Genomic DNA, 12,767 nt, shown 5'->3' with positions numbered 1-12,767 from the left:
CTGTACAGGCGGTTTTTTCTTAGGCAGCGGCGGTTATTGCGCGTCGCCGGTCGGTTTGGCCTTCGCCTGACGGCGTTTGCCGACGTTTTTGGCGTCGCGATGGCGCACTTTCACCTTGGCCTTTTCTTTGTTCTTCGCCTTGTCTTCCGCGCGCTTGGCCAGCACTTTCTTCGACGGTTTACCGTTGCTCTTCTCGTTCGGCACCTTGGTTTTCGGCCGCAGTTCATCGATCACGCGCGCTTTCAGCGGCTCGTTCAGGTAACGGCCCACTTTGCCCAGCAGCAGATGATCGTGCGCTTCCACCAGCGAAATGGCGGTGCCTTTGCGCCCGGCGCGGCCGGTACGACCGATGCGGTGCAGGTAGGTATCCGCAGTGCGCGGCATGTCGAAGTTGAACACGTGGGTGATATCGAGGATATCCAAGCCGCGCGCGGCAACGTCGGTGGCCACCAGCACGTTAACCCGGCCATCCATCATGCGTTTGACCGCTTCGTTGCGTTTGGCCTGCACCATTTCGCCTTCGAGATAACAGGTGTTGATGCCCGCTTCGCGCAGCCAGGTGGCCAGCTCATGCACGCGCTCGCGTTTGCGCACGAAGATCACCGATTTCTGCACGTCCGGCTGCTTCAGCAGGTGGATCAGCAGCGCGGTTTTGTGCTGCACGTCATCGGCGCGGTAGTACCATTGCAGGATCTTTTTGCGTTCGCGGCGCGACGGATCGGCCTCCACTTCCACCGGCTCTTTCAGGATGCGCTCGGCGAATTCGCGGATCGCTTCGCCTTCCAGCGTGGCGGAGAACAGCAGCGTCTGGTTGCGCCAGCGGGTTTCGGCGGAGATGGTTTCGATGTCCTGCGCGAAGCCCATGTCGAGCATGCGGTCGGCTTCGTCGAGGATCAGGGTTTCCACCGCGCGGCAGTCGAAGTTCTCTTCTTTAATGTATTGCAGCAAGCGGCCGGTGGTGGCGACCACCACGTCCTGGTTTTCGCTGAACACTTCCGCGTGGTTCATGTAAGCGACGCCGCCGGTGATGGTGGCGATATCCAGCGAGGTATGAGCAGCCAATTCACGCGCCTGGTCGGCGACCTGCATCGCCAGTTCACGCGTTGGCGTCAGGATCAGCACGCGCGGCGGGCCGGATTTCTTGCGTGGAAAGTCCAGCAGGTGCTGCAACACGGGCAGCAGGAAGGCGGCGGTTTTGCCGGTGCCGGTCGGAGCCGAACCTAAGACGTCGCGCCCGTCCATCGCCGGCGGGATCGCAGCGGCCTGAATGGCGGTGGGGCGATCGTAGCCTTTGTCGCGCAGCGCGTCGATCAGGCGATCATCGAGTTCGAGTTCGGAAAAAGTGGTTGCTGTCATGGTCTACCTCTACTTGGGGCGCCGATTATAGACGGGTTGGCCGCGATCTTCACCTATTTAAGCGGAAAGCCGCTCTTTTCCCGCCGATCAGATTGCCTTATGCTACGCCAGTTTTATAGCCAGGTGGTGAGTGTGAGCAAGCGATCGAAAGCCGATTTTACCCCGCGCCGCGGGGGTTTTACCTTTAAACAATTCTTTGTCGCCCACGATCGTTGCGCCATGAAAGTGGGCACCGACGGGGTGCTGCTCGGCGCCTGGGCGCCGCTGGGGCAGGCGCGCCGGGTGCTGGACATCGGCAGCGGCAGCGGGCTGATCGCGCTGATGCTGGCGCAGCGCAGCGGCGACGAAGTGACCATCGACGCGGTGGAGCTGGATGAAGCCGCCGCCGGCCAGGCGCGCGAAAACGCGGCGGAATCGCCGTGGCCACAGCGCATCCGCGTGCATGCGCAGGATATTCACCATTATGCGCAGCAGCATGCCGCTGAGTATGAGCTGATCGTCAGCAATCCGCCTTATTTTGAGCCGGCGGTGGCCTGCCGCGACCAGGCGCGCCACAACGCGCGCTACACCGAAACCCTGACGCACGAGGCGCTGTTAGCCTGTGCAGTACAGCTGCTGGCGGAACAGGGTACGTTCTGCGTGGTGCTGCCGCACGACATCGGCGCCGAATTCGAACGCCTGGCGCAGCAAAGCGGTTGGCACACGGCGGCGAAAGTGAACGTCAGCGATCGGGCCGATACGCCGCTGCACCGGGTGTTGCTGGCGTTGACGCGGCGGGAAACGCCGCTGCGGGAGCAGGCGCTGGCGATCAAACAGGCCGACGGCAGCTATACCGACGATTTCCGCCGGTTGATCACCGACTTCTACCTGTTCTACTGAAAAGAAAAGGGCGCCGATAAGGCGCCCTGTCGCAGAGTTTAAGGCTGCAAAATGGTCGGCAGCGCTTCCGGCAGCAAATCCGGGTAGTCCAGCGTGTAGTGCAGGCCGCGGCTCTCTTTGCGCGCCATGGCGCTGCGCACGATAAGCTCGGCCACCTGCACCAGATTGCGCAGCTCCAGCAGGTTGTTGGAGATGCGGAAGTGAGCGTAGTACTCGTCGATTTCCGCCTGCAGCGTGTTGATGCGGCGCAGGGCGCGCTCAAGGCGCTTGGTGGTGCGCACGATGCCGACGTAATCCCACATGAACAGCCGCAGCTCGTGCCAGTTGTGTTGAATCACCACCCGTTCGTCCGCATCGTCCACCCGGCTTTCATCCCAGTGCGGCACCTGTTTGGCCTGCTGGATGAACGGCAGGCGCTGCAGAATGTCTTCCGCCGCCGACCAACCGTAAACCAGGCACTCCAGCAGCGAATTCGACGCCATGCGATTGGCGCCGTGCAGGCCGGTGTAGCTGACCTCGCCGATGGCGTACAGCCCGTCGAGATCGGTGCGGCCGTGCTGATCGACCATCACGCCGCCGCAGGTGTAGTGCGCCGCCGGGACGATGGGGATCGGTTGCCGAGTCAGATCGAAGCCCAGCGTCAGCAGCTTTTCGTGGATCATCGGGAAATGCTGGGTGATGAACTCCGCCGGCTTGTGGCTGATGTCCAGGTACATGCAGTCGGCGCCCAGGCGCTTCATTTCATGGTCGATGGCGCGGGCGACGATATCGCGCGGTGCCAGTTCGCCGCGCGGGTCGAAATCCGGCATAAAGCGGCTGCCGTCCGGGCGCTTCAGGTAAGCCCCTTCGCCGCGCAGCGCTTCGGTCAGCAGGAAGTTGCGCGCCTGTGGGTGGAACAGGCAGGTCGGGTGGAACTGGTTGAACTCCAGGTTGGCGACCCGGCAGCCGGCGCGCCAGGCCATGGCGATGCCGTCGCCGGAGGAGATGTCCGGGTTGGTGGTGTATTGGTATACCTTGGCCGCGCCGCCGGTGGCTAGCACCACCGTTTTGGCGCGGTAGGTTTCCACCCGCTCGAGCTCGCGGTTCCAGACGTAAGCGCCCACGACTCGGCGGGTGCCCGGCAGGCCGATTTTGTTCGAGGTAATTAGGTCAACCGCGTTGCGGCGTTCCATCACGCAAATATTGGGGTGAGCGCTTGCTTTCCCCACCAGCGTGGTCTCTACTTCCTTACCGGTAGCGTCCGCGGCGTGCAGGATGCGGCGATGGCTGTGGCCGCCTTCGCGCGTGAGGTGATAATGCGCCTCGCCCTGCGCGTTGACCTCGGTGTCGAACAGCACGCCCTGATCGATCAGCCACTGCACGCAGTGGCGCGCGTTGCCGGCGATGAATTCGACGGCCTCTTTGTCGCACAGGCCGGCGCCGGCAATCAAAGTGTCATCAACGTGTGAGGCAATGCTGTCCGTCTCATCGAACACCGCGGCGATCCCGCCTTGGGCGTAAAAGGTGGCCCCCTCGCTGAGCGGCCCCTTGCTGAGAACGGTAACCTTGCAATGCTGCGCCAGGCGCAGCGCCAGTGACAGGCCCGCAGCGCCGCTGCCGACGATCAGTACATCGCTAACATGTTCAGATGATGGTTGCATAACGTATGATGTGTGCAGAAGAAGAGTGAATTTCATGTTAGCCTAACTGTCCGGGCAAAAGCCACGGATAGGGTGACATCAACAGAAAAAACAATGGCGATATGGAACTTCGTGTTCTATATGAACTCCAAGCGAGTGCTTGCTCAGGAAAATAATGTATGGCTGGCAGTACAATTTTACGCGTGGAGACGGATTTGGGGAGAGTTTACCTCGGATGAGCGAGCAGTTAACGGATCAAGTTCTGGTTGAGCGGGTCCAAAAGGGCGACCAGAAATCGTTTAACCTACTGGTAGTGCGCTATCAGCATAAGGTGGCGAGTCTCGTTTCCCGCTATGTGCCGCAGGGCGATGTGCCCGATGTGGTGCAGGAGTCGTTTATCAAGGCCTATCGCGCACTGGAATCGTTCCGTGGCGACAGCGCTTTTTATACCTGGTTGTATCGAATCGCCGTGAACACGGCAAAGAATTATCTGGTTGCTCAGGGGCGCCGTCCGCCATCCAGTGATGTGGACGCCAACGATGCGGAAAATTACGAAAGTGCGGGCGCACTGAAAGAAATTTCGAACCCTGAGAACTTAATGTTGTCAGAAGAGCTGAGACAGATAGTTTTCCGTACCATTGAGTCTCTCCCTGAGGATCTTCGCATGGCGATTACCCTGCGGGAGTTGGATGGTCTAAGCTACGAAGAGATAGCCGCCATCATGGATTGCCCGGTCGGAACCGTACGTTCGCGTATTTTCCGCGCCCGGGAAGCTATCGATAATAAAGTTCAACCGCTGATCCAGCGTTAGCAATGGCGGGCACAGGAAGGGTACTTAGGCATGCAGAAAGAAAAGCTTTCCGCTCTGATGGATGGTGAATCGTTCGACAGCGAGCTGTTGAGTTCTCTGTCGCAAGATCGAACGCTTCAGCAAAGCTGGCAGAGCTATCACCTGATACGTGACACACTGCGGGGTGATATCGGACAAGTGATGCATTTCGATATCGCCGATCGCGTCGCCGCTGCACTTGAGAAAGAACCTGCCCGGCTGGTGCCTTCCGCCGTTCAGGAATCTCAGCCGCAGCCTCACACCTGGCAGAAAATGCCGTTCTGGGACAAAGTGCGTCCTTGGGCGAGCCAGATTACGCAAATCGGCATGGCGGCCTGCGTGTCGCTGGCGGTCATCGTCGGCGTGCAGCACTACAACCAGCCTTCTGCGTCAGCGAACGCGTCCGAATCGCCGGCCTTCACCACGCTGCCGATCATGGGCCAGGCCTCACCGGTCAGCCTGGGCGTTCCTGCCGACAGTTTCTCCACCGGCAGCGGCCAACAGCAGCAGGTGCAGGAACAGCGTAAGCGTATCAACGCCATGCTGCAGGACTATGAGCTGCAACGTCGCCTGCATTCGGATCAGCTGCAGCTTGAGCAAAGCAATCCGCAACAGGCTGCCATTCAGGTTCCCGGAACTCAGTCTTTAGGAATGCAACAGCAGTAATGAAGCAAATCTGGTTCTCCGTTTGTTTATTGACGGGCAGCCTGCTCTATTCCAGCATCGCCCCGGCGCAGCCGACTGCGTCCGGGGCGTTATTGCAACAGATGAGCAGCGCCAGCCGTTCTCTCAATTACGAGCTCGCCTACATCAGCATCAGCAAGCAGGGAATCGAGTCGTTGCGCTATCGCCATGCGGTGATCGGCAACGTGCCGCTCGGCCAGCTGTTGCACATGGACGGCCCGCGCCGCGAAGTGCTGCAGCGCGGCGGCGGGATCAGCTACTTCGAACCCGGCCTGGAGCCGTTCACGCTCACCGGCGATCACATCGTCGATGCGCTGCCGGCGATCGTTTATGCCGATTTCACCCGCCTGGCCAAGTACTACGACTTCATCTCCGTGGGCAGCACCCGCATCGCCGATCGGCCGTGTGAAGTGCTGCGCGTGGTGGCGCGCGACGGTTCCCGCTACAGCTACATCGTCTGGATGGACGAGGACACCAAGCTGCCGCTGCGGGTGGATTTGCTCGATCGCGACGGCGAAACGCTGGAGCAATATCGGGTGATCTCCTTCGCGGTCGGCGCCGACGTGCAGGGCGCGATGCAGGGGCTGCTCAAAGCCAACCTGCCGCCGCTGCTGTCGCTGCCGGCGGTGGAAAACGTCCAGCTTAGCTGGAGCACCGGCTGGCTGCCGGCGGGGGTAGACGAGGTGGCGCGCAACCGCCGCAAATTGCCTAACGTCGCCGTGCCGGTTGAATCCCGCCTTTACAGCGACGGCTTGTTCAGCTTCTCGGTCAACGTCAGCCCGGCGGGCAGCGGAGCCGGGCAGCAGTACTACCGTCAAGGGCGCCGCACCATCCAGACCGAAGTGCGCGCGGGCAACGAAATCACGATTGTGGGCGAATTGCCGCCGGCGACGGCCAAACGCATCGCCGACAGCATTTCTTTCAAGGTATCGCCGTAATGATGAAAGAGTGGGCCACGGTGGTTTCGTGGCAACAGGGCGTAGCGCTGCTGCGCTGTGAACCCAAGGCCGGCTGCGGCAGCTGCACCGCGCGCTCCGGCTGTGGCGCGCGTGCGTTGAACGAACTGGTGCCGGAAACCGAGCATCAGCTGCAGGTGCATATCGAGCAGCCGCTCGAGCCGGGGCAGCGCGTCGAGGTCGGCATCGCGGAAGGCAGCCTGCTGCGCTCCGCCATGCTGGTTTACCTGACGCCGCTGCTGGGCATGATGCTGGGTGGCGCGTTATTGCAATATTGTTTCGGCAGCGACGCCTCGGCGGCAGTCGGCGCCGTACTGGGCGGCGGGGTGGCCTTTATGCTGGCGCGCCGCTTGGCCCGGCGTCTGGGCGAGCAGGCCGACTATCAGCCGGTGGTGCTGCAGATTGGCTTACCGCCTACCGCACTGCGCATACAAGTGGAAAACTCCCCGCTGATTTAAACCGACGGCCGCGTCATCGCCGGGTTGTGATAGGCGGGGATGCGGTTGTGGATCATATGTTCCAGCAGCGCGATGAACAGATCGGCGCTGAGCAGCGAATCATCGTTGATAGCGAACAGCACATTGCCCTGGCCGTCGAATAAGCGGATGCCGCGCTGCGGATGATTTTCCAACGCGCGGATCTGCTCGATAGGCACGTTGCCCCGTTCAGTGGTCAGCAGGGTGGCGCTCAGCCGCAGCGTTTCGGTCGGCGTGCCTTGCCGTTTGCCGAGCAGTAACTGCCACAGCCAGCGTGCGTCGCCCTCAACCGTGTGAAACGACACCGTCTCCCCCTGATAGAGCGCGTTCAACGCCAATGGCCCGCGCTGCTGCAGCTGCTGATCGACGATCACGTCCGCCAGTCGCCACGAATGGGCGACATTGCTGAAGACCGTGCACCAGGGCTGATCCGCGCCGGCGCGGAACGCCGTGACGTCAAACAACCCGCCAAAAGCCTTGCCGCCGCGAAAGCGATAGATGTCGCCGATTTTCTCAAACGGAATGAAACGCTCTTTGTGATGGTGGCCGTCAAAGACCCGCACGCCGTGCTCGTAGAGCCGATACGTCAACACCGGGCGCAGGTAATGCCGCAGCGCCAGCAGCGTACAGCCGAGTAAAATTGTGCCCGCGCCGGCCTGCAACAGCGTGATGACGTCGTTCTCATCAATGCTGCTCAGCAGCGGCAGCACCAACAGCGCCGCACCCACGCTGAACAGCAGCGCCGCCGCCGCCAGAATGCCCCAGTTGACCTTCGAAAAATCGTGCCGGCTCAGCATTTGCCCTTTATCGATCATAATGCACCTTCCAATCAACGTACGCAGATATGCTGGTGAACCCCGGTGGGCTGCCGATGTAGTGCCCGGAATAATGTTTTGTCGCGGAGTTCATGCCCTTTCTATCCGAGGGACGGTGGTGGCGTATATGGGGTTTTTCCTAAAGGATGTGGGGCAAAATCGAATTCTAAGAGGTTGATCCAAATATTCTTTTTCGATAATTTCAGAAGGGGTTTATTGCGCTGCGGCCGGTTATGTATTAGCGCCGGAGTTTGACGGCCACGGAGCACCTGCAAGCCTTGGGTTCAGGCCGTATAGCCCGTGTTAACATCTGTTTTCATCAGCCGGGGCGCCCTGTAACATTTAGCTGCGCATAATAGAATGCCTTCACTGCACCGATCGCTAGGTTTTCAGTGGTGTGGCATGTAGAATGCAGCGATTCAGGTGCAAGACGGCCTAACCCATTCACTGTCGCTTTAGGTCCATGCGGGTTTCTATAGGCGAGTAATTCAGAAATACCAAGGCAGAAAAACTTTTATAATGAAGCATATACGAAATTTCTCCATTATTGCCCATATTGACCACGGTAAGTCGACGCTGTCTGACCGCATTATCCAAATTTGCGGTGGCCTGTCCGACCGTGAAATGGCTGCGCAGGTGCTCGATTCCATGGATCTGGAGCGCGAGCGCGGCATCACCATCAAGGCGCAAAGCGTCACGCTGGATTACAAGGCGCTGGATGGGCAGACCTATCAGCTTAACTTTATTGACACCCCAGGCCACGTTGACTTCTCCTATGAAGTGTCCCGCTCGCTGGCGGCCTGCGAAGGCGCGCTGCTGGTGGTGGACGCCGGCCAGGGCGTAGAAGCCCAGACGCTGGCCAACTGCTACACCGCGATCGAAATGGATCTGGAAGTGGTGCCGGTGTTGAACAAAATCGACCTGCCGGCCGCCGATCCGGATCGCGCCGCGCAGGAAATTGAAGACATCGTCGGCATCGACGCCACCGATGCCGTGCGCTGCTCGGCCAAAACCGGCGTCGGCGTGCCCGACGTGCTGGAGCGCCTGGTGCGCGACATTCCTGCGCCGCAGGGCGATCCGGATGCGCCGCTGCAGGCGTTGATCATCGATTCCTGGTTCGATAACTACCTGGGCGTCGTGTCGCTGGTGCGCGTCAAGAACGGCACGCTGCGCAAGGGCGACAAGATCAAGGTCATGAGCACCGGCCAGGTGTACAACGCCGATCGTTTGGGCATTTTCACGCCGAAGCAGGTCGATCGCGACGTGCTGAACTGCGGCGAAGTGGGCTGGTTGGTCTGCGCGATCAAAGACATCCTTGGCGCGCCGGTGGGCGATACCCTGACGCAGGCGCGTCAGCCGGCGGATAAAGCGTTGCCGGGCTTCAAAAAAGTGAAGCCGCAGGTGTACGCCGGTCTGTTCCCGATCAGCTCCGACGACTATGAATCTTTCCGCGATGCGCTGGGCAAGCTGAGCCTTAACGACGCCTCCCTGTTCTACGAACCGGAAAGCTCCACCGCGTTGGGCTTCGGCTTCCGCTGCGGCTTCCTTGGTCTGCTGCATATGGAGATCATTCAGGAGCGTCTGGAGCGTGAATACGATCTGGATCTGATCACCACCGCGCCGACGGTAGTCTACGAAGTGGAAACCACCGGCAAAGAAGTGATCTACGTCGACAGCCCATCCAAGCTGCCGCCGTTGAACAACATCCAGGAACTGCGCGAGCCGATCGCCGAATGCCACATGCTGATGCCGCAGGAATACCTGGGCAACGTCATCACCCTGTGCGTTGAGAAACGCGGCGTGCAGACCAACATGGTCTACCACGGCAACCAGGTGGCGTTGACCTATGAAATCCCGATGGCGGAAGTGGTGCTCGACTTCTTCGACCGCCTGAAGTCCACGTCGCGCGGTTATGCGTCGCTGGATTACAACTTCAAGCGCTTCCAGGCCTCCGACATGGTGCGCGTGGACGTGCTGATCAACAACGAGCGCGTGGATGCGCTGGCGCTGATCACCCACCGCGACAACTCGCAGTATCGCGGCCGTGAATTGGTGGAAAAGATGAAAGATCTGATCCCGCGTCAGCAGTTCGACATCGCGATTCAGGCGGCGATCGGCACGCACATCATCGCGCGCTCCACCGTGAAGCAGCTGCGTAAAAACGTGCTGGCGAAATGCTACGGCGGTGACGTCAGCCGTAAGAAAAAGCTGCTGCAGAAACAGAAAGACGGTAAGAAGCGCATGAAGCAGGTCGGCAACGTCGAGCTGCCGCAGGAAGCGTTCCTGGCCATTCTGCACGTCGGTAAAGACGGCAAGTAACCGCGACGAGTTCGCGAAACGAGGGAGTTTGCATGGCGAATATGTTTGCCCTGATCCTGGCGTTGGCCACCCTGGTCACCGGGATCATCTGGTGCTTCGAGCGCTTTAAATGGGCGCCGGCCCGCCGCGCGAAGATTGCGGCGGTCAACGAGCAGACCGCGGGCGCAGTAGACGATAAAACGCTGGCGAAAGTGGCTAAGCAGCCTGGCTGGGTAGAGACCGGGGCATCGGTCTTCCCGGTGTTGCTGCTGGTCTTTGTGGTGCGCTCGTTTATTTACGAACCGTTCCAAATCCCGTCCGGCTCAATGATGCCGACGCTGTTGATTGGCGATTTCATTCTGGTGGAGAAATATGCTTACGGCATTAAAGATCCGATAACCCAGACCACGCTAATTGAAACCGGTCATCCGAAGCGCGGCGATATTGCGGTATTTAAATATCCGCTGGATCCGAAGCTGGATTATATCAAGCGCGTGATTGGCCTGCCGGGCGACCGTATTACTTACGATCCGGTGAATAAGCGCGTTACGGTGCAGCCGTCGTGCAACAGCGGGCAGTCCTGCGATACCGCGCTGGCGGTCACCTACGCCGACGCTCAGCCGAGCGACTTCGTACAGCTGTTCAGCCGCAGCGGCATGGGCGAGGCCAGCAACGGTTTCTACCAGATCCCGCTGAATGACAACGTGCCGCAGGGCGGCATTCGTCTGCGTGAACGTCAGGAGAGCCTGGGCAACGTGACGCACCGCATCCTGACCGTGCCGGGCACGCAGGATCAGGTGGGCGCTTACTACCAACAGCCGGGCAAACCGCTGGCGGAGTGGGTGGTGCCGGCCGGGCATTACTTCATGATGGGCGACAACCGCGACAACAGCGCGGACAGCCGTTACTGGGGCTTTGTGCCGGAGAAGAATCTGGTGGGTAAAGCCACGGCCATCTGGATGAGCTTTGAAAAGCAGGAAGGCGAGTGGCCTACCGGCGTGCGTTTCAGCCGGATTGGCGGCATTCATTAATCGCTGATTTATTCCCTGTCAATTTCACGCCGCAGCCTGCTGCGGCGTGAAAGATTAAGGGGATATAAACACAGCATTATGTTTCCACTCGTTGTAGAATACTTTCTCGAGCGATAAAAGTTGGCTCCTGCTGGGAGCCACTGCAAACGAAACAGCTTTGGATCGGCTTTCGGCGAAGCAGGCCTGTTCCGTATGCTGCAAGTTTTTGACGCATTCTTGATCTATTGGTAACTCATGAACCCCATCGTAATAAACAGGCTGCAGCGGAAGCTGGGCTACACTTTTCAACAGCAGGAGCTTTTACTGCAGGCTTTGACTCACCGCAGCGCCAGCAGTAAACACAATGAACGTCTTGAGTTTCTGGGTGACTCGATTCTTAGCTTTGTCATCGCCAATGCGCTCTATCACCGCTTTCCTCGCGTAGACGAGGGCGATATGAGCCGCATGCGCGCCACGCTGGTGCGCGGCAACACGCTGGCGGAGATGGCGCGCGAGTTTGACCTGGGCGAATGTCTGCGGCTTGGGCCGGGCGAATTGAAAAGTGGTGGGTTCCGCCGCGAGTCAATCCTGGCGGATACGGTGGAGGCATTGATCGGCGGCGTGTTCCTGGACAGCGACATCCAGACCGTCGAGCGCCTGATTTTGGACTGGTATCGCAGCCGGTTGGACGAAATCAGCCCCGGTGATAAGCAGAAAGACCCGAAAACCCGTTTGCAGGAATTTTTGCAGGGGCGTCATCTGCCGTTGCCTTCTTATTTGGTGGTGCAGGTTCGCGGTGAAGCGCACGACCAAGAGTTTACCATCCACTGCCAGGTGAGTGGTTTGAGCGAGCCCGTGGTGGGCACCGGCTCGAGCCGCCGTAAAGCCGAGCAGGCGGCAGCGGAACAAGCGCTGAAAAAGCTGGAGCTTGAATGAGTGAAGTAAAACAACACTGCGGTTTTATCGCCATCGTCGGCCGCCCGAACGTGGGCAAATCGACGTTGCTGAACCAACTGCTGGGGCAGAAGGTTTCCATTACGTCGCGTAAGCCGCAGACGACCCGTCACCGCATCATGGGCATCGACACCGATGGCGCTTATCAGGCGATCTACGTCGATACCCCAGGGCTGCACATCGAAGAAAAACGCGCCATCAACCGTTTGATGAACCGCGCGGCCAGCAGCTCGATCGGCGACGTCGAACTGGTTATCTTCGTGGTTGAAGGCACCAACTGGACCGCCGACGACGAAATGGTGGTCAACAAGCTGCGCAGCCTGCGCTGCCCGGTACTGCTGGCGATCAACAAGGTCGATAACGTCACCGACAAATCCAAGCTGTTGCCGCACATTGCGTTCCTAAGCCAGCAGATGAATTTCCTCGACGTGGTGCCTATCTCCGCCGAGAAAGGGATGAACGTCGACACCATCGCCGGCATCGTGCGCAAGCTGCTGCCGGAAGCGGAACACCACTTCCCGGAAGACTACATCACCGATCGCTCCCAGCGCTTTATGGCGTCCGAGATCATCCGCGAGAAGCTGATGCGTTTCCTGGGTGAAGAGCTGCCGTATTCGGTGACGGTGGAAATCGAACAGTTCGTGGCCAACGATCGCGGCGGCTACGATGTGCACGGCCTGATCCTGGTCGAGCGCGAAGGCCAGAAGAAAATGGTCATCGGCAACAAGGGCGCCAAGATCAAAACCATCGGCATCGAAGCGCGCCAGGACATGGAACAGATGTTCGACGCTAAAGTGCATCTGGAGCTGTGGGTGAAAGTGAAATCCGGTTGGGCGGACGACGAACGTGCGCTGCGCAGCCTGGGCTATGTTGACGATCTGAAGTAACGCC

General features: G+C 59.7%; 12 protein-coding genes. 9 read left to right on the top strand and 3 right to left on the bottom strand.

The annotated features are described in order from the left end of the window. Window positions 1–33 precede the first annotated feature (33 nt). The gene (srmB, locus tag ACJ8PE_RS13790; protein ID WP_047025578.1) at window positions 34–1,356 is read right to left on the bottom strand and encodes an ATP-dependent RNA helicase SrmB; all 1,323 of its coding nucleotides are present in this window, start codon (window positions 1,354–1,356) and stop codon (window positions 34–36) included. A gap of 99 nt (window positions 1,357–1,455) precedes the next feature. Between srmB and trmN the strand changes: the two genes are divergently transcribed. Beyond that, entirely contained in the window at window positions 1,456–2,235 is a 780-nt protein-coding gene (gene trmN / locus ACJ8PE_RS13785; protein WP_060660335.1) for a tRNA(1)(Val) (adenine(37)-N(6))-methyltransferase TrmN, read from the top strand. 38 nt (window positions 2,236–2,273) lie between these two features. Here the strand turns inward: trmN and nadB are convergent, their stop codons facing one another. Continuing rightward, a complete protein-coding gene (gene nadB / locus ACJ8PE_RS13780) occupies window positions 2,274–3,875 on the bottom strand; it encodes an L-aspartate oxidase (protein WP_016929796.1) in 1,602 nt (533 codons plus the stop codon). 214 nt (window positions 3,876–4,089) lie between these two features. Between nadB and rpoE the strand changes: the two genes are divergently transcribed. The 4 genes from rpoE to rseC are packed head-to-tail and all read left to right on the top strand — an operon-like array spanning window position 4,090 to window position 6,781. Continuing rightward, the gene (gene rpoE / locus ACJ8PE_RS13775; protein ID WP_004929136.1) at window positions 4,090–4,665 is read left to right on the top strand and encodes an RNA polymerase sigma factor RpoE; all 576 of its coding nucleotides are present in this window, start codon (window positions 4,090–4,092) and stop codon (window positions 4,663–4,665) included. A 30-nt stretch (window positions 4,666–4,695) separates the two neighbouring features. Beyond that, window positions 4,696–5,349 carry an anti-sigma-E factor RseA gene (gene rseA / locus ACJ8PE_RS13770; protein ID WP_197760257.1) on the top strand — a complete coding sequence of 218 codons (654 nt, stop codon included), beginning with the start codon at window positions 4,696–4,698 and terminating at the stop codon, window positions 5,347–5,349. Beyond that, the gene (rseB, locus tag ACJ8PE_RS13765; RefSeq protein WP_025303948.1) at window positions 5,349–6,305 is read left to right on the top strand and encodes a sigma-E factor regulatory protein RseB; all 957 of its coding nucleotides are present in this window, start codon (window positions 5,349–5,351) and stop codon (window positions 6,303–6,305) included. Before rseA ends, rseB begins: the two co-directional genes overlap by 1 nt. Next, the gene (gene rseC, locus ACJ8PE_RS13760) at window positions 6,305–6,781 is read left to right on the top strand and encodes a SoxR-reducing system protein RseC (protein ID WP_197760256.1); all 477 of its coding nucleotides are present in this window, start codon (window positions 6,305–6,307) and stop codon (window positions 6,779–6,781) included. The genes rseB and rseC overlap by 1 nt, the downstream gene beginning before the upstream one ends. Here rseC and ACJ8PE_RS13755 read toward each other — a convergent pair. Continuing rightward, a complete protein-coding gene (locus ACJ8PE_RS13755; RefSeq protein ID WP_033644123.1) occupies window positions 6,778–7,614 on the bottom strand; it encodes a hypothetical protein in 837 nt (278 codons plus the stop codon). The genes rseC and ACJ8PE_RS13755 overlap by 4 nt on opposite strands. Window positions 7,615–8,133: 519 nt before the next feature. Between ACJ8PE_RS13755 and lepA the strand changes: the two genes are divergently transcribed. The 4 genes from lepA (at window position 8,134) to era (ending at window position 12,763) form a co-directional block, all read left to right on the top strand. Next, window positions 8,134–9,933: a translation elongation factor 4 gene (lepA, locus tag ACJ8PE_RS13750; RefSeq protein ID WP_019452315.1), complete on the top strand. Its 1,800-nt coding sequence runs from the start codon at window positions 8,134–8,136 to the stop codon at window positions 9,931–9,933. A 32-nt stretch (window positions 9,934–9,965) separates the two neighbouring features. Next, the gene (gene lepB / locus ACJ8PE_RS13745) at window positions 9,966–10,943 is read left to right on the top strand and encodes a signal peptidase I (protein ID WP_033644122.1); all 978 of its coding nucleotides are present in this window, start codon (window positions 9,966–9,968) and stop codon (window positions 10,941–10,943) included. Between the two features lie 234 nt (window positions 10,944–11,177). Further along, on the top strand, window positions 11,178–11,858 hold the full coding sequence (rnc, locus tag ACJ8PE_RS13740; protein WP_004929158.1) for a ribonuclease III: 681 nt from the start codon (window positions 11,178–11,180) through the stop codon (window positions 11,856–11,858). After that, complete coding sequence (gene era / locus ACJ8PE_RS13735) at window positions 11,855–12,763, top strand: GTPase Era (protein ID WP_004929162.1); 909 nt, start codon at window positions 11,855–11,857, stop codon at window positions 12,761–12,763. The genes rnc and era overlap by 4 nt, the downstream gene beginning before the upstream one ends. Window positions 12,764–12,767 lie beyond the last annotated feature (4 nt).

The organism is Serratia sp. CY74737, assembly GCF_052166775.1.
Classification (GTDB): Bacteria; Pseudomonadota; Gammaproteobacteria; order Enterobacterales; family Enterobacteriaceae; genus Serratia; species Serratia ureilytica.
This window is presented reverse-complemented; position numbering and strand designations above follow the sequence as displayed.

Bases quoted from the DNA above. Each gene is read 5' to 3' on its own strand.
- ACJ8PE_RS13755 (WP_033644123.1), bottom strand. From the start codon at position 7,614: ATGATCGATAAAGGGCAAATGCTGAGCCGGCACGATTTTTCGAAGGTC.
- rseA (WP_197760257.1), top strand. From the start codon at position 4,696: ATGCAGAAAGAAAAGCTTTCCGCTCTGATGGATGGTGAATCGTTCGAC.
- lepB (WP_033644122.1), top strand. From the start codon at position 9,966: ATGGCGAATATGTTTGCCCTGATCCTGGCGTTGGCCACCCTGGTCACC.
- srmB (WP_047025578.1), bottom strand. From the start codon at position 1,356: ATGACAGCAACCACTTTTTCCGAACTCGAACTCGATGATCGCCTGATC.
- rseB (WP_025303948.1), top strand. From the start codon at position 5,349: ATGAAGCAAATCTGGTTCTCCGTTTGTTTATTGACGGGCAGCCTGCTC.
- era (WP_004929162.1), top strand. From the start codon at position 11,855: ATGAGTGAAGTAAAACAACACTGCGGTTTTATCGCCATCGTCGGCCGC.
- trmN (WP_060660335.1), top strand. From the start codon at position 1,456: ATGCTACGCCAGTTTTATAGCCAGGTGGTGAGTGTGAGCAAGCGATCG.
- rseC (WP_197760256.1), top strand. From the start codon at position 6,305: ATGATGAAAGAGTGGGCCACGGTGGTTTCGTGGCAACAGGGCGTAGCG.
- rpoE (WP_004929136.1), top strand. From the start codon at position 4,090: ATGAGCGAGCAGTTAACGGATCAAGTTCTGGTTGAGCGGGTCCAAAAG.
- rnc (WP_004929158.1), top strand. From the start codon at position 11,178: ATGAACCCCATCGTAATAAACAGGCTGCAGCGGAAGCTGGGCTACACT.
- nadB (WP_016929796.1), bottom strand. From the start codon at position 3,875: ATGCAACCATCATCTGAACATGTTAGCGATGTACTGATCGTCGGCAGC.
- lepA (WP_019452315.1), top strand. From the start codon at position 8,134: ATGAAGCATATACGAAATTTCTCCATTATTGCCCATATTGACCACGGT.